The organism is Kitasatospora sp. NPDC058184, assembly GCF_042883725.1.
Lineage (GTDB): Bacteria > Actinomycetota > Actinomycetes > Streptomycetales > Streptomycetaceae > Kitasatospora.
This window is the reverse complement of sequence record NZ_JBHVVE010000043.1, coordinates 1-18,066: the sequence shown is the minus strand read 5'-3', so window position 1 is coordinate 18,066 and position 18,066 is coordinate 1. Positions and strand designations below refer to the sequence as shown.

The following is an 18,066-nucleotide window of genomic DNA, read 5'->3' as shown; positions in this document are numbered from 1 at the left end:
GCTACCTCGCAGGCCTCCACCTCCGCGCCTCAATGATCTGGATAGACGACCTCGTGCGACCACCCAACTGATCACAACATCACACAGGCCCTAGTCGTTGATCATGGGATTTCCGTTACTCCAAACGCGGCGATCTCATTCCGCTGTCGAGAGCCAAGAGCGGGGGGTGGGGGAGTCACCGGGGCTCAGTCGCCCAGCGCCGTCGCGGCTCGCGGAGAGCGGATCGACGCGGGGTAGGTCAGCGCTCCGTCAGATTCGCTGCGCTCGCCTGAGCACGTTTCAGGTTGCGAAGATCGTTCGGATGCACTTCAGGATCACGTTCGCGCCTCGCTCGCGGCTTTCGACGTGCTGTCGAGCCTTCCTCGGCTGACTTCTTGCCGTGATGCCAGCGGCAGAGAGCCTGAAGGTTGCTCAGCTCGTGGTCGTCGCCACGCTGGATGTGATCCACATCCGTCGCCAGCTCAGTGCATCGCTGCTCGGTGTCGTGCCTGATGTGCTCGCACTGGTAGCCAGCGCGGCGCAGCACCGAGAGGCGTCGCGTCTGCCAGTCACGCGGCAGACGCTCAAGCCTGTTGCTGTTGGTCCATGCCATTCCTCGGCCCTCCAGAGCCTCGCGGGTGCCCCGAGATCAGCCGGGGGTAACGAACACGACCCGGGTGCCTGAACCGCCCTGGGCGGCCCTTCGCAGCTCCCGCCGCTCCATCGCGGAGAGGCGGAGCCCCAGGCCATCGGCAGGCGAGCGCTGCCACTGGTAGTCGCCGATCGTCTCCCCGGTCATCGCCAGGGGGTTGGTGAAGACGCGCATCGCGACGCGCAGGGTCAAGCGCTTCACGACGCCCGGGATGTCCGCCGGGTCGATCTCGGCGGGGTAGTTGTCGGCCACCAGGCCGGAGGCGTCCGAGAGAACAGCCTCGGCCCGCTCGCGGTCGGCGTCGCCCAGCCCGCCGGGGTGCCGAGTGCAGAACTCGGCGAAGGTCACGTAAGTAGTCATGACGGGTCCTCAGGGGTGTGACCCATGCCACCGAGGCCGGCTGACCCCCAGGGGGAGCCAACCGGCCTCACGGCATGGGGACTTACTTCTCGTCAGCCTTCGCGGTCGGGACCGTGAGTAGCCGGAGCTTCTTCGGGGCGGTGACCTTGTAGGTCGCGCGGAACTTCGTCCGGACGCCGGTCGAGTCCAGGTCCGCGTAACGCTCGGTCAGAAGCTTCACCTCGGTGCCCTCGCGAACGATGACCTCGACCGCGCCACGGTCGGCGATCAGGGCCTTGCCCTTGGGCATCGCCTTGTGGGTGATGACGGTCAGTCCGGCGATCGAGCCGGAGTCATCGAGCAGGTACTGATTGGTGTCCTTGGTGTTGCCAAGGTTGACCTTGATCTTCTTCAGCTCGGCGGCGTCCATCGGGTGAACCACGAACAGGCTCGCCGAGCCGTCCGCGTCCTCGATCTCGGCCTTCGCGGTGTGCACCGCGTCAAGGTTCGCCTTCTCGCCGGTCGCGGCGATCTCACCCGAAGCCGTAAGGCCCGTCAGGATGCCCGCCGGGGCCTGGTCCTGGTCCTTGCCAGCACCCGGCTTCGGGGCGTTCAGGAAGTCGTCATCGAAGCCCTTCGCGACCGCGCCGGACAGCTTCGCGGTGTTGCGCGCCATAACGGACGGGTCAGAGTCAGCGATGACCTCGTTGGTCAGAATGTCCATCCCGGCCCACTTCACGGGGTAAACGGTGATCGGGGTCAGGTCGTCCACGTCCACGGTCGGGATCGACTTGCCCTCGGCGACCACACCGACGCGAGGCTGAGCGTTGCCGATCAGGAGGACGCACTTCTCGCGGTTGGTGGTGCGGGAGTTGAACGCCCCGAGGAACTTGGACGCACTCACGATCTCGTCGTGAAGGATGTCCGAGAACCGCTGCTCGGGGGTCATGTTGTCGTAGTTCTTGCGGGTCTTCGGGTCAGCCATGGTTACGGCCTCTCAGTGTTGTGAGCGGCCTCGAAGGCCGACTTCAGAGCGTCGCCGGGAGTCCACTCGCGGGGCTCCTCGGCCTTAGCGGCACCCGCCCCGTCACGCGGGGAAGTGCCAGGGTGAAGCGGGACGGCCGGAGGAACCGAGAGCTCCTCGCGGAGAGCCACCAGGGCCGCCGCGTGCTCCGCCGTCAGCTCAGCGCGGAGCGCGGCCAGAAGCTCGGTGACGGTCGGCTCAGCGGCCGACTCGGTGGCCTCCGGGGTCTCGCCCTCCGGGGCGGCCGGAGGCGCGTCAGGGACGTGCTCAGTCATTGCTGTGCCCTCTCGGTGTGCGCCACACGGAGGGCGCTGGAAACGAAGAAAGGCCCCAGCACAGGGAGCACGCACCGGGGTCTCATGCCGGTACGTCCTCGCCGTGCTGGGGCCTGCCGCCTGAGGCGGTGGTCTTTGATGCAAGCCAGAGTGAGACCGCTCGCTGACTCTGTTTCGCGTCCGCACGTTCGCGGGCCTCAGCCCAGCAAGGCGACGCCCTTGAAGCAGAAGCCCTCGCGGCCGTCCACGCCGGAGCGGACCGGCTTACCGAACGTCAGAGTCAGCAGCTTGAACAGCTCACGCTTCGACTCCTGCGGAGCCACGCCCGGCGGCTGCACCGCCTCGAAGGCGTCCCAGAGCTTGCCCCGGTTGGCACGGGCCTTCGGGACTCGCGGGAGGCCAGCGACGAACTCAGCAGCCGACACCGGGGCCGCCGTCTGCGCGAACCAGAACTCCCGCATGGTCGAGCACGCCTGAAGAATCCGGCGCGGGTCCATCCGCTCGGCCGGAAGAAGGAACCTCTCAACGTGCCCGCCGTGGAGACCGCCGTCCGGCGTCTCGCAGGTGCGCCGGATGTTCTCGATGATCCCGCCGTGAAGCTCGTGCAGCCTCGCGGGAAGCGGCCCTGACGGCCCCCGGCGAGCCCAGCGTTCGGCGTCCGTGTCGAAGCCGTAGGCCATCGGGAAGGTCGTGCCCTTGAGCCGCTCAGCGATCGTGAACGGCGTGGTGGAGTTGCTCATGTCGGTGCCCTTCGGGGGGTCGGTTGGTGACCCCCTTGTTCCGCGTCCGGATCGGCACAGGTGTTCGCGCTTGCGGCGCGCATCACAGATGAGCAGCGCTGCTCAAGAGTTGAGAACCCATTGCATCCCCGCGAACCGCAGGGCGAAGCCCGAGGACAGCAACCAGAGAGCAACTTTCAGGCAAGAAAGCCGGGCCGTGCCCGAGGTGAAACCCCTGGTGAGAGAGGTTAATCATCAAGAACATCAGTAATAGCAAGGTCTTCCAGGACTACAGCTAGAAGCCCCGGGTCGCAGGGGCCCGAAACAGCACTTCGACACTCCGCCCCCAGAGACAACGAAAGGCCCGGCCCCTCCCCGAAGGGAAGGACCGGGCCTCGGGGGGTCGGTCAGGCGGCCAGCTCGTGAGCGAGGAAGGCGAACCGCTCGGCGGCTTCGGCGTGCGCGAGGTCGGATATCTCGACCGCCACCCTCGCGGGGTCGAAGCCCTTTCGGCCCCTCACACCGGGCGAGATCTCGAAGCGGACCCCAGCAGCCTTGAGCATCCCCCGGCGGCCCATGCCGTCAAGCCGTCCCCACACGTCCGCGTACGTCTCCCCCGTGGCCACCTGGCGGATGACTCGCGGGCGGGCCTGCTCGGCCCCCAGGGCGGTCCGCTTGGCGTCCAGCTCAGCCACCCGCGCGCCGAGAGCCGCAGCAGCCCCCGGGTTCGCCTCAATCGCGGCTGTGAGGCCCGACAGGGCCCGCTCAACGTCGGCAAGCTCAGCCGTCACGTCGTGGCCCTGCTCGACCTCGGTCCGGTGGACCTTGAGCCCGCCGAGAGCCTCGGCGAACCACTCGCCCGCGAAGGCGTCCAAGTGGTCTGCGTTGATGGTGACGCAGCTCCGTGCCTTGCAGCGGTACGAGCGGGCATCCTTGCGGCCCTTCCGACGGGACATGCCGTGCACCATGTGCGAGCCGCACGAGCCGCACCACACGGCCCCGGATAGGGGGCTGTCAGTCTTCGCTACGAAGCCGAGCGGGTTCCTCCGCTCCGCGATGGCGGCCCGCACCTTGTGCCACGTGGACGCATCCAGAATCTCGGGGGCGATCACGTCCACGGAACCATCCGGCCGGAAACACTCGACCGGGACGTTGTTGGACTGGTCCCATCGGGTACGGATGCCCCGGAGGGCCGGGGAGACGAGCATCTTCCGGACGACCGATCCGGCCCACTTCGCGGCCTTCGGCACCCGGCCCGCACGCTTCGCGGCGTGCATCCGGGGTGTGTCAATGCCGTGGCGGTTGAGCCACCGAACGACCTCCTCCACGGTCGCCCCTGCGATCACCCGCGAGGCGAGTTCCGACACCAGCTCGGCGGCGTCGGGGTCGATCTCCAGGAACGCCCCTCCACCCCGCCGGACGATCCGGTACCCGAAGGGCGCGATGGTCCGCACGCGGCCCTGAGCGAGGATCTCGGCGCGGGTGGACATGGTCCGCTCGCGGATGCGCTCGCGCTCCTGCTCGGCCATCCAGGCGAAGAGCCCGAACATGCTCCGCCACGTGGTCGGGTTCATCTGGCCGTCCACCGTGACCGGAGCCGCGCCGTGCGCCTCGAAGTGGTCTTCCTTGAGCCTCGCGAGATCGGAGTTCCGGCGGCCCAACCGGTCGTGCTTGGTCGTGACCAGGTAGTCCACGGTGGGGAGAACCGCGAGCGCCTCGGACATGCCTTGGCGCTTCTCAGGGGCGATCCAACCGGACACGTTCTTGTCCACGAAGACCCCGGCGACGTGCCAGCCGTTCCGCGCGCAGAACTCCGCGCACTCGCGCTCCTGCGCCTCTGCGGATACCGACGCTTGGTCGGCGTGGCTTACTCGGACGTAGATGATGACGGTCTTCACGGGTGGTGCTCCTAGGTTGGTCGCCTAGGCGCGTTACGCGTCCCGTGACAGCAGGATGTTCGCGCGACCTAGACGAAGGTTCCCTAGGTGCGCCGGGGAAGGGCCCTTCAGCCCAACCAGCCGGGCCGCACAAGGCCCGACTCGTACGCGAGGACCACAAGCTGTGCTCGATCGCGTGCTCCCAGCTTCGTCATCGCACGTGATACGTGGGTCTTCGCCGTCAGCGGGCTGACCACCAGCCGCCGGGCGATCTCCTCGTTGGACAGCCCCATCCCGACCAGCGCCAGCACCTCGCGCTCCCGCTCGGTCAGCATCGAGATGTCCGAGAGCCCCTGCGGCACGGCCTCGGGCCGCTTCGACCGGGCGGCGAACTCGCCGATCAGCCGCCGGGTGACCCCCGGTGAGAGCAGCGCGTCCCCCGCGACGGCGACCCGGACCGCCCGCAGCAGGTCGGCCGGCTCGGTGTCCTTGACCAGGAAGCCCGCCGCCCCGGAGCGCAGCGCCTCGAAGACGTACTCGTCCAGCTCGAAGGTGGTCAGCACGACCACCCGCACGGAGGACAGCGCCGGGTCCTCGGCGATCCTCCTGGTCGCCTCCAGCCCGTCCATCCGCGGCATCCGGATGTCCATCAGCACGACGTCCGGCACGAGTTCGCGGGCGAGCCGGACCGCGGCCTCGCCGTCGTCCGCCTCGCCGACCACCGTGAGGTCGTCCTGGAGGTCCAGCAGGGCCCGGAAGCCCGCCCTGACCAGCAGTTGGTCATCCGCCAGCAGTACCCGAATCAATCGCTCTCCGCCTTCGGTGTCGGCAGCTCCGCCCGGACCCGGAAGCCGCCGTCGGGCAGCGGCCCCGCCGTGATGGTGCCACCGAACGCCGCCGCGCGTTCCCGCATCCCGACCAGCCCGCTGCCCGACCCGCCCGCGTCACCGGGCACCGCGGGCCCCGGGTCCTCCACCCGGACCACCAGCACGGCCCGGTCCGTCCAGTCCAGCACCACGACCGCCTGCCGGGCCGCCGAGTGCCGGACCACGTTGGTGAGCGCCTCCTGGACGATCCGGAAGGCGGTGAGGTCGACGGCGGCGGACAGCGCGCGCCGCTCGCCGCGCTCCTGCACCTCCGCCTCCAGGCCCACCCGGTCCGCCTGCTCGGTGAGTTCGTCCAGCCGGTCCAGCCCCGGGGCCGGCCCGCGCGGCGGCGCGCCGGGCCCGCGCAGCGTCGCGAGCACCTGGCGGACCTCGCCGAGCGCCTCCTTGCTGGTCGACTTGATGGTGACCAACGCCCCGCGCGCCTCCTCCGGCCGCCGGTCGAGCAGCGCGAGCGCGACCCCGGCCTGGATGTTGATCAGCGACAGGCTGTGCGCCAGGATGTCGTGCAACTCCCGGGCCATCTTGAGCCGTTCCTCGTTGGCCCGGCGCTCCTCCAGCTGCTGCCGGTAGGCCCGGTGGGCGGCGATCCGCTCGCGCCGGAACCGGACCAGCTCGCCGCCCGCCATCACCAGCAGCAGCCAGGCCAGCAGCCCGAGCTCCTGCGGCCAGACGCTGCCGGAGGGCGGGGCGGCGCGCTGCCAGCTCGCCGGCAGCACGAAGGCGCCCAGCAGGTGCACCAGGTAGACCCCGGCCGCGCCCGTCCAGGCCGCCCGGCGGTGCCCGGAGCCGATCGCCGCGCAGCAGGCGATCAGCCAGCTCACGAAGACCGGCCCGTACGGGTACCCGGCGGCCAGGTACCCGGCGGTGACCACCGAGGTGCCGGCCGCCACCGCGACCGGCCGGCGGCCGCGCAGCACCAGCAGGGCCGGCCCGAGCAGCAGCAGGAGGTAGCCGAGGGCGTCCAGCGGGACCCGCCCGTGCTGGCCGTGCGCGGCGACGGTCGAGCCGACCACCTGGATCGCCGCGACCGCCACGGCCGGCCCCAGGGCGTGGCCCACCGCGGCCGCGCGCGCCCACGGCGGGCGCGGCGGCTCGGACGGCTCCCCCGGCGGCTGCTCCGCCACGGGCGGCTCGGTCGGCGGGGAGGTGGGCGGCATCATGCCCACAAGCTAGACCCGTGCCGCGCCCGTACGCGTCCTCCAGCAGTGGCGTTCGGGCGTACTCCCCCTGGAGTACGCCCGAACCAGGCCCGCCTCGACCGGATCAGCCCTCGGCGGCAGCGGCGGCAGCGGCCTTCGCCTCCGCCTCCTCGAAGGTCGCCGAGGCCTCCGGCCGCGCCAGCGTGACCACCAGCTCCCCGTCGCTCACCTCCGCGATCAGGGTGTCCCCCTCCCGCACCGAACCGTCCAGCAGCAGGTTGGAGATCCGGTTGTCCAGCTCCGACTGGATCGTCCGGCGCAGCGGCCGGGCCCCGAACTCCGGCTGGTAGCCCCGGTTGACCAGGTACTCCTTGGCCGCCTCGGTGACCTCCAGCCGGATGTCCTGGGCCCGCAGCCGCCGCCGGCTGCGCTCCAGTAGCAGGTCCACCACCGACAGCAGGTCCTTCCGGGTGAGCGCGTGGAAGACGATCACCTCGTCGATCCGGTTGAGGAACTCCGGCCGGAAGTGCTGCCGCAGGTCCCGCATCAGGTCGTCTCGGATCTCGTCCACGTTGCCCGCGTGGTCGAGGATCCGCTGCGAGCCGATGTTGCTGGTCATGATCACCACGGTGTTGCGGAAGTCGACCGTACGCCCCTGGGAGTCGGTCAGCCGCCCGTCGTCCAGCACCTGGAGCAGCAGGTTGAAGACGTCCGGGTGGGCCTTCTCCACCTCGTCGAAGAGCAGCACGCTGTACGGCTTGCGGCGCACCGCCTCGGTCAGCTGCCCGGCCTCCTCGTAGCCGACGTACCCGGGCGGGGAGCCGACCAGCCGGGAGACGGTGTGCTTCTCCTGGAACTCGCTCATGTCGAAGCGGATCATCCGGTCCGGGTCGCCGAACAGCAGTGCCGCCAGCGCCTTCGCCAGCTCGGTCTTGCCGACGCCGGTCGGCCCGAGGAAGAGGAAGGAGCCGGTCGGGCGCTCCGGGTCGCCCATCCCGGCCCGGCCGCGGCGCACCGCCTGGGAGACGGCGGTGACCGCCTCGTCCTGGCCGATCACCTTCTGGTGCAGGTGGTCCTCCAGCTTGAGCAGCCGCTCCTTCTCCGTCGCGTTCAGCTCCGCGACCGGGATGCCGGTCCGGGAGGAGAGCACCTGCGCGATGTCGTCGGCCGTCACGTCGACGACCTCCTCGCGGGACTCGGCGACCGCCGCCAGCTCGTCCTCGGTCTGCCGCAGCTCGGTCTTCAGGTTGGCGGCCCGGACGAACTCCTCGTCCGCGACGGCCTCGTCCAGCTCCCGCTTCAGCTTGGTGATCCGGTCCCGCACCCCGGTCGCCTCGGTGGAGCCGCTCAGGCTGCGCAGCCGGACCCGCGCACCCGCCTGGTCCAGCAGGTCGATCGCCTTGTCGGGCAGGAAGCGGTCGCTGACGTACCGGTCGGAGAGCGTCGCCGCGGCGTCCAGCGCCTCGTCGGTGAACCGCACCTGGTGGTGCGCCTCGTACGCGTCGCGCAGCCCCTGGAGGATCTCGATCGTCTCCTCGACGCTCGGCTCGGGCACCAGCACCGGCTGGAAGCGGCGCTCCAGCGCGGCGTCCTTCTCCACGTGCTTGCGGTACTCGTCCAACGTGGTCGCGCCGACCACGCTCAACTCACCGCGCGCGAGCGCCGGTTTGAGGATGTTGCCGGCGTCCATCGACCCCTCGCCGCCACCGCCCGCGCCGACCACGGTGTGCAGCTCGTCCAGGAACAGGATCACGCTCTTCTCGGCCGCGGTGACCTCGTCGATCACGTTCTTCAGCCGCTCCTCGAACTCGCCCCGGTACTTGGAGCCGGCCACCAGCGCGGTCAGGTCGAGGGTGACCACCCGCTTCTCCCTGAGGCTCTGCGGCACGTCCCCGGAGACGATCCGCTGGGCCAGGCCCTCGACGATCGCGGTCTTGCCGACGCCCGGCTCACCGATCAGCACCGGGTTGTTCTTGGTCCGCCGGGAGAGGATCTCGACGGTCTGCTCGATCTCCTCGGCCCGGCCCACCACCGGGTCCAGCCGGCCCGAGCGCGCCTCCTCGGTGAGGTCGCGCCCGTACTCGTCCAGCGTCGGCGTCTCGCTCGGGTGGGCGCCCGTACTGCTGCGCTCGCCGCCGGTGCCGCGGCCCTCCAGCACCGACTTCAGCGCCTCCTGCGAGGGCGCCGCGTTGCGCAGCGCCACCCCGGCGCCCGAGCGCTCCTGGTCGAGCAGCGCGCCGAGGATGTGCTCCGGGCCGATGTACGAGGCCCCGGCCTCCTGCGAGCGGGCGTGCGCGGCGAGCAGCGCGCGCTTGGCCGAGGGGGTGAGCGCCGGCCGGCCGTCCACCGTCTCGGGGTTGCCGGACGGCAGGGCGTGCTCCAGGTCGCCGGAGAGCCGGTCCGGGTCGATGCCGGCCCGTTCCAGCATCCGGCGCGAGGGGTCCACCCGGGTGGCCGCCCAGGCCAGGTGCGCGGTGTCGAGGTCGCTGGAGCCGTCCTCGGCCGCCCGCTGCGCGGCCAGCGCGAGCAGCTCCTGCGAGGACTCGCTGAGCAGCCGCCCGATCGGCACCCGCTGCACGGCGGGCGGGGAGGCCATCGGGCTCATCCCGAAGAACCGGCTGAGCAGGTCGGAGAACGGATCGTTCGATCCGAACGGGGGCATGGTCACGGCAAGTCACCTCTCCCAAGCGGTTTGCAGCCACACAAACACAGGCCGGACCGGCCCGCCCGTCGAGCCGACCGGGGCCGTCACCCGGCGTGTCCGGCCCCGCCGCCACGGTCCGCCCGTACGCCCGTACGCCCGTACCGCCGGGGGCGCGATCACCCGGTGACCTGGTCCAGCAGCACGCCGCCGCTGTACGTCACCGCCATCGCCAGCAACCCGCCCACGACGTTGCGCAGGACCGCCCGGGCCGGACCGGCACCCCCCAGCCGGGCGCTCGCCCAGCCCGACAGGGTCAGCGCGGCCACCACCGCCACCACCGTCACCACCAGCCGCCACGACTCCGGCGGCAGCAGCACCGCCAGCAGCGGCACCAGCGCGCCCAGCGTGAACGCCGCCGCGCTGGCCAGTGCCGCCTCCCAGGGGTTGGTCAACACGTCGGGGTCGATGCCGAGTTCGGTCTGCGCGTGGGCGGCCAGCGCGTCCCGCTCGGTCAGCGCCGTCGCCACCTCCCGGGCCAGGCCGTCCGCCAGCCCGCTGCCCCGGTAGTAGTCGGTCAGCTCGTCGAGCTCCCCCTCCGGGTCCTCCGCGAGCTCCCGCCGCTCCCGCGCCAACGCGGCCCGCTCGGTGTCCCGTTGGGTGCTGACCGAGACGTACTCGCCGGCCGCCATCGACATCGCCCCGGCCAGCAGCCCGGCCACCCCGGCCGCGAGCAGCGCCGTCCGGGAGCCCGCCGCACCCGCCACGCCGGTCAGGATGCCCGCCGTCGACACCACGCCGTCGTTGGCCCCCAGCACGGCCGCACGCAGCCAGTTCAGGCGCGAGGACAGCTCCGCCCGCGACCCCCCGGCCTGCGCTCCGACCTGCTCCCCGACCTGCTCAGCCATCCGCCCACCGCTCCCAGGGTCCGACCGGTCCCCCCGATCCTCGCCCGGCGCCCCCGGCCCCGCCACCCGCCACCCGCCACCCGCCACCCGCCACCGAGCACGGCCCGCCGGCCCGAGCCCCCTCAGCCCGTACACCGCCCGCCGGCCCGAGCCCCCTCAGCCCGAGCCCCGCCCGCCGACCCGAGCCCCCTCAGCCCGAGCCCCGCCCGCCGGCCCGAGCCCCCTCAGCCCAGCACCCCGCTAGCCCAACACCCCCCGCCCGTCCAGCACCGCCGCCAGCGCCCGCCGCAGGTCCTCCGGCCCCCGGTAGCGCACCCCGGTCATGCCCAGCGCCACCGCCGCGTCCACGTTCTCCTGGCGGTCGTCGACGAACAGGCACCGCTCGGGCGCCGCCCCGGCCCGCTCGGCGGCGATCTCGTAGATCCGCCGGTCCGGCTTGGCACTGCCCACCCGGGAGCTGTTCACCACCTCGTCCGCCAGGTCCGTCAGCCCCAGCAGCGCCAGGTCCTCGTCCAGCCACGCCGTCGCGTTGGTCACCAGCACCACCCGGCAGTGCTCCCGGGCCCGCCGCAGCAGCCCCACCACCGCCTCGTCCGCCCGGAACGGCGAGTCCGCGAACGCCTGCGCCAGGGCGCGCGCCTGTGCGTCCGTCACCCGGCTGGCCAGGCCCCGCGCGATCGAGTCCACCCACTGCGCCTTCCCGATCCGCCCGAGCAGCAGCGGGAGGTCGTTCTCCGGCGCGAACCCGACCTCCGCCGTGCTCCCCTCCGCCAGTCCCGCCGCCCGCTCCAGCGCGGCCACCCGGCTCCCGTCGAAGAACCGGATCACGCCGTCCACATCGCACAGCACCGCGTCGAACGCCACCTCAGCCATCCCACCTCCCTATCACCCGGGATCACCGGCCCCCGTAGCGGGTGCGGCACGAGGACCGGGCGACGGTCCTGGTCCGTTACCGGCCAGAAGGGGCGGAATCGGCCCGTCGGGCGGACCCGGGGGCCAAAACGGCACATTCCCGGCTGGCGTTCGAATAACAACCTCGACGTTCGATTGCAATGTTCGAAATGTGACAAGCCGCCCTACCGCCCTGGCCAGCGGCGACGCCGAATGTCACACACCGGAGTCGTCCAGCAACGGGCCGCAATCGAACGCCGATAAAAAACGAAGATTCACCCGTTGGAGTGACCCAGCTGGACATGCACCGTTCCGGAAAGGGAAAGTCTCGATGTCCTCAACAAGGGCCATTGGGGGGCTCCTATGGTGGAATCTCGCTCGAATCAGAAGACGATCGAGCAAAAAAGCGGAGTCGGATCGCTGCTCGGCGCTCAGAAGCCGAGTCGCTCCGCAACTCCCGGGGTCGGAAAACCGTGCGACGGCGGAATGCCGGCGGACACGTTCGACCCCGAGCTGTTCCGGGAGAATTCCGAGACGGTACTGAACCGGCTCGAAAGCCATCTGGCCGATTCCTCGATCAGAGGGCTCGAACTCATCGACCCCGAAACGCTGACGCTGGCCGCCAGGGCCCTGATGACCTCCGAGCGCGAGAAGATCGCGGCCTTCGACGAGAAGCGGCTGGACGCGATCACCGACCTGTACATCAGGACGGGGATCCAGGTCCACTCGCCGGGGTACATGGGCCGGCAGTTCTCGGGCGTGGTGCCGCTGGGCGGGGTCGTCGACTTCGTCAGCTCGGTGGTCAACCAGCCGTCCTCGTTCTACGAGGCCGGCCAGCTGCCCAGCGTGGCGGAGCGCATCATGGCCGAGGAGCTGAACCGTTTCATCGGGTGGGAACCGGACTCCTTCGCCATGGTGACCACCTCGGGCGGGTCGCTGGCCAATCTGACCGCGCTGCTGGCGGCCAGGAACAAGATGTTCCCCGGCTTCTGGTCGGACGGCAGTCCGTCGGGGGACGGCCTGCCCCGCCCGGCCATCGCGGTCGGCGCGGACGTGCACTACAGCGTCTCGCGGGCGGCCGGGATCCTGGGGATCGGCGAGTCGCAGATCGTCCGCCTGCCGATCAACGCGGAGCAGCAGATCTGCCTGGAGCAGGTGCGGCCCGCCCTGGCGGCGGCCGAGCAGCGGGGGCTGAAGGTGTTCGCCCTGGTCGCCTCGGCCGGCACCACCTCGGTCGGCGCCTTCGACCCGCTCGACGGACTCGCCGACATCGCCCGGGAAGCCGGCATCTGGCTGCACGTGGACGGCGCCCACGGCGCCAGCCTGCTGGTCTCCGACCGGCTCCGGCACAAGCTGCGGGGCATCGAGAAGGTCGACTCGGTGGCCTGGGACGCGCACAAGATGATGTTCGTCCCGGCGCCCTGCACGCTGCTGTTCTACCGGAACAAGGAGGACAGCCTCGGGGCCTTCCAGCAGCGCGCCAGCTACGTCTTCGACGAGGAGCCGGACCGCTACACCGAGCTCGACAGCGGAGCCCGGAACTTCGAGTGCACCAAGCGGCCCATGATCATGCCGCTGTGGACCCTCTGGTCCGTCTACGGCCCGGCCCTGTTCGCCGAGAAGATCGAGTACCTCTGCGACCTGACCGGGGAAATCCACCGGATTCTCCTGGACGAACCGGATTTCGAGACGCTGCACCGCCCGGAGGCCAACATCCTGTGCTTCCGCTACCGACCGGCAGAACTTCCGGACGACGGCGTGCACCGCCTCCAGGTGGCGATCAGGAACCGGATCAAAATCCGGGGGAATTTCTTCATCTCCAAGGTGAACATCGACGGGGTCGCCGCCCTGCGCGTGGTGATGATGAACCACCAGATCACCGCCGAACACTTCCGGATGCTGCTCGGCGAGATCAGGCGGGTCGGTACCGACCTCCTGGCCGACGCCCGCTGAGGGCCGCCGAAGAGCCGTGCCCGAACAATCCCTGCCGAACGAACGACGGCACCTGAACACGTGAACAACAGAAGGACGGGGAATTGACGATGAGTGCAGTGAGTGTCGCGCCCGACCGGCCGGCGGCACCCGGCGGCATCGACGAACTGGCGAGCTGGCTGATCCCCGAGTGGGAGCTGAATCCGGAGTCGGTCGACGCGGTGGAGAAGCTCCCCTCGTTCGCGAGCAAGCTCCGCGAGTGCGAGCGGGTCTGCCAGGCGCCGTACAGCGAGGTGTCGCACGAGCTCCAGGACGCCCTGGTGCTGCGCCGCCTGCAGCAGATGGTCAACACGGTGCGGCTCAACCCGCTCTGGCGCAGCCGCCTGTCGGGCGCCGGCGTCGACGCCGCCCCGCAGACGTACGAGGACTGGCAGCGGATCCCGCTGTCGGACAAGGAGACCCAGCGCGAGTTCTTCATGGGTTCGCGCCCGGGCATGGTGGTGCCGCTGGCGCGCGGCGGCTTCGAGATCGTGGCCAGCGGCGGCACCAGCGGCGGGAAGCCCCTGGAGTCGGTGTACTCGCTGCGGGAGCTGCGGGACACCTACGAGGTGGCCGGCCGCTTCATGGGCACCTACCAGCTCGCCAAGTACCTGCCCGGCACCGACCCCAAGTGGCTGTACACCACGCTGGCCGACTACCAGATGTGGAGCAGCGGCACCATGGTGGGCGGCGTGCTGGCCCAGGTGCCGGGGGTCAACTACATCGGCGCGGGACCGGTCACCGCCCCGGTGCTGGAGCACATGTTCTCCTACCCCGGCCCGAAGGCGCTGATGGGGATCACCGCCGGCATCGCGATCCTCAGCGAGCTCGGCGCGGGCATGAGCCAGGAGGCCAAGGAGAGCTTCCGGGTGGCGCTGTACGGGAGCGGGGTGCTGCCGCAGCGCAAGCGGGCGGAGCTCAAGGCGATGTACCCGAACCTGTCGATCCTCAGCTACTTCGCCGCCACCCAGGCCGAGACCATCGGGCTGCAGCTGACGGAGGAGTCCCCCTGCCTGGCGGCCGTGCCCGGGCTGCACCTGGTGGAGATCGTCGACGAGAAGGGCCGCTGGGTCGCCGAGGGCGAGGAGGGCGAGCTGGTCGTCACCCGGCTGCACGGGCACGAGGCCCCGCTGCTGCGGCTGAAGCTGGGCGACCGGATGATCCGCCGCCCGCGGCTGGACGGGCCCGGGCTGAAGACCGGCCAGTTCGAGTTCGCCGGCCGCACCGGGGACATCCTGCACCTGAACGACAGCCAGTACTCGGCCCCGCGCGCGTACGAGGCGGTGCGGGACGACCTGCTCAAGGCCACCGCGATGGACCTGGACGTGGTGGCCCACGAGATCCAGTTCGTGAACCACCGCGAGGGCAAGACGATCACGCTGCTGGCCTCGGTCGACGACGTCGCCGGTCTGACGTACCGGATGGACGCCGCGCTCGGCCCGTACGGGGTCCAGCACGTCTTCGTCAACGCGCTGCCCCGCTCGCTCTCGCTGTTCAACCAGGGCGAGGCGAACCCCGCCTCGATCGAGAAGACCGGTTACCGGTTCCTGGTCAAGTTCGTGCCCCGGGCGTCCACGGAGATCGAGCGGACGTCGGTCGGCAAGGTGCCGCTGGTGCGCGACCGGGGCTGACCGGGACTGACCAAGCCGGCGGGGCGGTACGACCGCCGCTCCGGAACGTTGGTTCGAGGAATGGAGTGAGGATGAAACCGCAAGTGAACATCGCCGTCGTGGTGGACGTGATCGGCGCGCTCTCGGACAAGTCGCTGCTCAACGGCAACCTCTGCCTGATCGACGACGGGTCGTTCGACAGCAAGAACCAGGGGACGCCCGACCTGGTCACCGTGGTGGTCCCCGGCCAGGTGGTCCAGTGGTCCGCCCTGGCGGTGGACCTGCAGACGCCCGTCGAGATCCGGAGCATCAGCTTCGTGCCGGCGGACGGGGCCGCGGACGCGGCCGCGTACGGCGTCGACCCCGCCGCCGCGGTCGGCTCCGCGGTCGAGGGCGTGGACGCCGGTGCGGCGGACGGCGCTGCGCCCACCGACCACCGGGTGTCGGCCGGCCAGCTGGACCTCAACGTCTGGTCCGGCGTGGTCCCGCCGTACCTGGTGCCCGGGGTGCCGTACCGGTACCGGCTGGAGCTCCAGATGTACGAGGGCGAGCACAGCGTGCTGCACATCGACTCGCCCGCACTGATGTGCCTGTAGGCGGAACACCGACAAGGAGGGTGGGCGCATGGCCCAACAACTGGCGATCATCGTGCTCGTGGACGTCGGCAACGCGCTGGAGTCCCGGACGCTGACCGGCAACACCTATCTGTTCGACAACATGAAGCTCCACGGCTCCCTGAACCAGGGCACCGGCGAGCTGGTCACCGCGATCAACGGCAGCTACTGGAGCGACGGTTCGCAGGCCGGCGAGCAGGTGCTCAACTGGCTGCCGTACAGCCTCGGTTCGATCCCCCCGACGGTGCCCCGCGGCTACCACACCACCCGGGCGCGGGCGGCCGAGAAGGAGGCGCTGGCGGAGCTCGCGAACCTGAGCGAGAAGGCCGGGGTCGCGAACGGCGACACCGAGGCCGCGCTCACCCGGATCCGGCAGACCGTCGGCACCAGGGTCAACGGCGCCTCGCGCACCGCGGCCCTCTCCGGGCAGCGGGTCCTGGACGTCACCGGCCGGGTGGTCTCCGACCACGGCCAGGACACCCACAGCTACCCGGCGCCGGTGATCACCGACATCTTCGGCGAGGCGGTGGACGAGAAGATCATCTACCCGGCCGAGTACGGCTCCCCGGACCTGGTCACCGACGGCTGGTACTGGTCGGCGACGATCGACACCTCCCGGCCCGGGACGTACAGCTACAAGATGCGGATCCAGCTCCACGAGCTGATCCAGCGGGCGGGCGAGTGGACCTGGGAGCCGGTCAACCTCACCTGCGAGTCGAAGCTCCGGATCACCGCGGAGCCCAAGCGGAACGGCTTCACCGGGGCGGGCGTGGGCTACCTGCCGATCGCCCCGGCCGCCTTCGGCTGAACCGCTGTCCCAGGAAGTCCCCGTAAGGACGAGGAGGAGTAGATGACCACCAAGCCACGGCTGAAGACCACGCCGAAGCGCCCGATCTCGATCACCGCGGTGGTGGACTGCGTGGGCATGCTGGCGTCCCAGAGCACCCACGGCCACCTGTACCTGTACGACACCAACAAGGCCGGCGGGTCCGCCGACTTCGGCACCGAGGAGCTGCGGACCAAGGTCAAGGCCGGCGACCAGCTGCTCTGGAACGTGCTGGCGCTCGAGTGCGAGGCCTACGTGGCCATCGACGGGATCGAGATCGACCACGAGGTGTGCGAGCCGGTCCGGAAGGTGTACCCGGGCACCGACGTCGCCTACTGGACCGGGACGGTGAAGAAGGACGCCGCGTCCCCCGTGCCGTACCGGATCCGGTTCCGGCTGGGCACCCAGGCCGAGCCGATCACCACCACCGTGTCGCCCGTCCTGGTCGGCCGGGCCACCTGACCGCTCCGCGCAACGGACGGCTCCGGGCGGGTGGACCGCCCGGAGCGGCGCGCTCGAAGGAGGAACCTTGACAACCACGGCAAGCAGCGCCACCGAGGGGAAGCAGAACCCCGGGCAGCTGAACTCGGTCCAGCTCAACGTCGTCACGCTCGTGAACATGGAGCGGGCCACGGCCAACCGCTCGCTGGGCGACGCGATGTACATGATGGACAACAGCGTCGGCGGGTCCGGCCAGGGCACCCGGCAGCTGGAGACGGTCTGCAAGCAGGGCCAGGTGATCAACTGGATCATCCGCCCGCTCGACATGGAGCGGCGGCTGGACGGCACCTGGCCGCCCATGCCCAAGATCAACAACATCGTGGTCCTCGACACCGAACTGGGTGACGAGGAGGACGTGGCCGAGCGGAAGCTCTTCACCGAGCTCAAGATCTACGGCATGCCCGACCGCATGCGCTCCCCGCTGACCCCGGTCTACTACTACTGGGCCGGCACCGTGCTCAGCACCGCCAAGCCCGGCCTGTACCGCTACCGGCTGGTCGTCGAGCTGGAGCAGGAGGGCACCAAGGAGAAGCTCTACCTCAACACGGTCGACCACCCCGCCCTGCGGGTCCTCGAGGTCTGACCCGGCCCCGGCGCCGACACCACGAGAGCCCGGTGCCCCCGACCATCCCGGTCGGGGGCACCGGGCTCCCTGCTGTGGGCGCGGACAGTTTCGAACCGCCGACATCTGCTTTGTAAGGCTTGGCCTACCCCACCCGCCCCGATCTGCACCGCGCTCGACCTGCCCGTTCCCCGGCCACCGCCGGTGCCCGCAACTCACTGTCACGTACCACCCGTTCTGGTCTGCCCGCGGCACTCACAAGTCGGGGAAGTACTCCGGCAACCCTCCGTCGGGCAGTGCACGGCTCAGGAGTACATAGGCCGGCCCATAGGGCGTTTCGCTCTTCCAGGTCTCCCACTGATCAAGCTCGTGGGACAGATACCGCTTCAGCAGCAACCGGAGCCGCTCGGCCTCAGCGTCGCTCAACGGCCCGTCCGACTCCATCTCACTCATCATGACCGAACACTACAGATCAGACGTGGCCGCTTCGTCCCGAAGCAACCCGGTCGCCCATCCAGCCCAAGACTGAACTGCCGCTGACCTGCGCATACGGTCCGCTAGGGCCTGTGTGATGTTGTGATCAGTTGGGTGGTCGCACGAGGTCGTCTATCCAGATCATTGAGGCGCGGAGGTGGAGGCCTGCGAGGTAGC

Annotated in this window: 17 protein-coding genes; 6 read left to right on the top strand and 11 right to left on the bottom strand. The window is 70.4% G+C overall.

Going from position 1 to position 18,066, the window contains the following annotated elements; all coding sequences use genetic code 11:
* Nucleotides 1–238: 238 nt before the first annotated feature.
* The 10 genes from ACFVXH_RS40925 to ACFVXH_RS40880 all read right to left on the bottom strand — a co-directional run bounded on the left by ACFVXH_RS40925 (nucleotide 239) and on the right by ACFVXH_RS40880 (nucleotide 11,313).
* Complete coding sequence (locus ACFVXH_RS40925; RefSeq protein WP_387831207.1) at nucleotides 239–592, bottom strand: HNH endonuclease; 354 nt, start codon at nucleotides 590–592, stop codon at nucleotides 239–241.
* A gap of 36 nt (nucleotides 593–628) precedes the next feature.
* Entirely contained in the window at nucleotides 629–991 is a 363-nt protein-coding gene (locus ACFVXH_RS40920) for a hypothetical protein (protein WP_387831206.1), read from the bottom strand.
* An 82-nt stretch (nucleotides 992–1,073) separates the two neighbouring features.
* Nucleotides 1,074–1,955, bottom strand: coding sequence for a phage major capsid protein (locus ACFVXH_RS40915; protein WP_387831205.1), 882 nt, complete (start codon nucleotides 1,953–1,955; stop codon nucleotides 1,074–1,076).
* Between the two features lie 511 nt (nucleotides 1,956–2,466).
* On the bottom strand, nucleotides 2,467–3,009 hold the full coding sequence (locus tag ACFVXH_RS40910; RefSeq protein ID WP_387831204.1) for a hypothetical protein: 543 nt from the start codon (nucleotides 3,007–3,009) through the stop codon (nucleotides 2,467–2,469).
* A gap of 386 nt (nucleotides 3,010–3,395) precedes the next feature.
* On the bottom strand, nucleotides 3,396–4,886 hold the full coding sequence (locus ACFVXH_RS40905) for a recombinase family protein (RefSeq protein WP_387831203.1): 1,491 nt from the start codon (nucleotides 4,884–4,886) through the stop codon (nucleotides 3,396–3,398).
* A gap of 107 nt (nucleotides 4,887–4,993) precedes the next feature.
* A complete protein-coding gene (locus ACFVXH_RS40900) occupies nucleotides 4,994–5,671 on the bottom strand; it encodes a response regulator (RefSeq protein ID WP_387831202.1) in 678 nt (225 codons plus the stop codon).
* A complete protein-coding gene (locus ACFVXH_RS40895) occupies nucleotides 5,668–6,912 on the bottom strand; it encodes a sensor histidine kinase (protein WP_380742246.1) in 1,245 nt (414 codons plus the stop codon). The genes ACFVXH_RS40900 and ACFVXH_RS40895 overlap by 4 nt, the downstream gene beginning before the upstream one ends.
* A gap of 103 nt (nucleotides 6,913–7,015) precedes the next feature.
* Complete coding sequence (locus tag ACFVXH_RS40890) at nucleotides 7,016–9,553, bottom strand: ATP-dependent Clp protease ATP-binding subunit (protein ID WP_387831208.1); 2,538 nt, start codon at nucleotides 9,551–9,553, stop codon at nucleotides 7,016–7,018.
* 158 nt (nucleotides 9,554–9,711) lie between these two features.
* Entirely contained in the window at nucleotides 9,712–10,440 is a 729-nt protein-coding gene (locus tag ACFVXH_RS40885) for a VIT family protein (RefSeq protein ID WP_074000789.1), read from the bottom strand.
* 240 nt (nucleotides 10,441–10,680) lie between these two features.
* Nucleotides 10,681–11,313 carry an HAD family hydrolase gene (locus tag ACFVXH_RS40880; protein WP_387831201.1) on the bottom strand — a complete coding sequence of 211 codons (633 nt, stop codon included), beginning with the start codon at nucleotides 11,311–11,313 and terminating at the stop codon, nucleotides 10,681–10,683.
* Between the two features lie 504 nt (nucleotides 11,314–11,817).
* Here ACFVXH_RS40880 and ACFVXH_RS40875 point away from each other — a divergent pair.
* From ACFVXH_RS40875 to ACFVXH_RS40850, 6 genes are all read left to right on the top strand, one after another.
* Complete coding sequence (locus ACFVXH_RS40875; RefSeq protein ID WP_074000787.1) at nucleotides 11,818–13,284, top strand: pyridoxal-dependent decarboxylase; 1,467 nt, start codon at nucleotides 11,818–11,820, stop codon at nucleotides 13,282–13,284.
* Nucleotides 13,285–13,373: 89 nt separating this feature from the next.
* On the top strand, nucleotides 13,374–14,933 hold the full coding sequence (locus tag ACFVXH_RS40870) for a hypothetical protein (protein ID WP_387831200.1): 1,560 nt from the start codon (nucleotides 13,374–13,376) through the stop codon (nucleotides 14,931–14,933).
* Between the two features lie 71 nt (nucleotides 14,934–15,004).
* The gene (locus ACFVXH_RS40865) at nucleotides 15,005–15,508 is read left to right on the top strand and encodes a hypothetical protein (RefSeq protein WP_143204457.1); all 504 of its coding nucleotides are present in this window, start codon (nucleotides 15,005–15,007) and stop codon (nucleotides 15,506–15,508) included.
* Between the two features lie 28 nt (nucleotides 15,509–15,536).
* The gene (locus ACFVXH_RS40860) at nucleotides 15,537–16,334 is read left to right on the top strand and encodes a hypothetical protein (protein ID WP_074000784.1); all 798 of its coding nucleotides are present in this window, start codon (nucleotides 15,537–15,539) and stop codon (nucleotides 16,332–16,334) included.
* Nucleotides 16,335–16,376: 42 nt separating this feature from the next.
* On the top strand, nucleotides 16,377–16,814 hold the full coding sequence (locus ACFVXH_RS40855; protein ID WP_074000783.1) for a hypothetical protein: 438 nt from the start codon (nucleotides 16,377–16,379) through the stop codon (nucleotides 16,812–16,814).
* Between the two features lie 67 nt (nucleotides 16,815–16,881).
* Nucleotides 16,882–17,436, top strand: coding sequence for a hypothetical protein (locus tag ACFVXH_RS40850; protein ID WP_049654908.1), 555 nt, complete (start codon nucleotides 16,882–16,884; stop codon nucleotides 17,434–17,436).
* A 234-nt stretch (nucleotides 17,437–17,670) separates the two neighbouring features.
* Here the strand turns inward: ACFVXH_RS40850 and ACFVXH_RS40845 are convergent, their stop codons facing one another.
* Nucleotides 17,671–17,871: a hypothetical protein gene (locus ACFVXH_RS40845; RefSeq protein WP_387831199.1), complete on the bottom strand. Its 201-nt coding sequence runs from the start codon at nucleotides 17,869–17,871 to the stop codon at nucleotides 17,671–17,673.
* Nucleotides 17,872–18,066 lie beyond the last annotated feature (195 nt).

Coding starts and splice junctions, on each gene's coding strand:
- ACFVXH_RS40925 (WP_387831207.1), bottom strand. CDS start 592: ATGGCATGGACCAACAGCAACAGGCTTGAGCGTCTGCCGCGTGACTGG.
- ACFVXH_RS40920 (WP_387831206.1), bottom strand. CDS start 991: ATGACTACTTACGTGACCTTCGCCGAGTTCTGCACTCGGCACCCCGGC.
- ACFVXH_RS40915 (WP_387831205.1), bottom strand. CDS start 1,955: ATGGCTGACCCGAAGACCCGCAAGAACTACGACAACATGACCCCCGAG.
- ACFVXH_RS40910 (WP_387831204.1), bottom strand. CDS start 3,009: ATGAGCAACTCCACCACGCCGTTCACGATCGCTGAGCGGCTCAAGGGC.
- ACFVXH_RS40895 (WP_380742246.1), bottom strand. CDS start 6,912: ATGATGCCGCCCACCTCCCCGCCGACCGAGCCGCCCGTGGCGGAGCAG.
- ACFVXH_RS40890 (WP_387831208.1), bottom strand. CDS start 9,553: ATGCCCCCGTTCGGATCGAACGATCCGTTCTCCGACCTGCTCAGCCGG.
- ACFVXH_RS40885 (WP_074000789.1), bottom strand. CDS start 10,440: ATGGCTGAGCAGGTCGGGGAGCAGGTCGGAGCGCAGGCCGGGGGGTCG.
- ACFVXH_RS40880 (WP_387831201.1), bottom strand. CDS start 11,313: ATGGCTGAGGTGGCGTTCGACGCGGTGCTGTGCGATGTGGACGGCGTG.
- ACFVXH_RS40875 (WP_074000787.1), top strand. CDS start 11,818: ATGCCGGCGGACACGTTCGACCCCGAGCTGTTCCGGGAGAATTCCGAG.
- ACFVXH_RS40870 (WP_387831200.1), top strand. CDS start 13,374: ATGAGTGCAGTGAGTGTCGCGCCCGACCGGCCGGCGGCACCCGGCGGC.
- ACFVXH_RS40865 (WP_143204457.1), top strand. CDS start 15,005: ATGAAACCGCAAGTGAACATCGCCGTCGTGGTGGACGTGATCGGCGCG.
- ACFVXH_RS40860 (WP_074000784.1), top strand. CDS start 15,537: ATGGCCCAACAACTGGCGATCATCGTGCTCGTGGACGTCGGCAACGCG.
- ACFVXH_RS40855 (WP_074000783.1), top strand. CDS start 16,377: ATGACCACCAAGCCACGGCTGAAGACCACGCCGAAGCGCCCGATCTCG.
- ACFVXH_RS40845 (WP_387831199.1), bottom strand. CDS start 17,871: ATGATGAGTGAGATGGAGTCGGACGGGCCGTTGAGCGACGCTGAGGCC.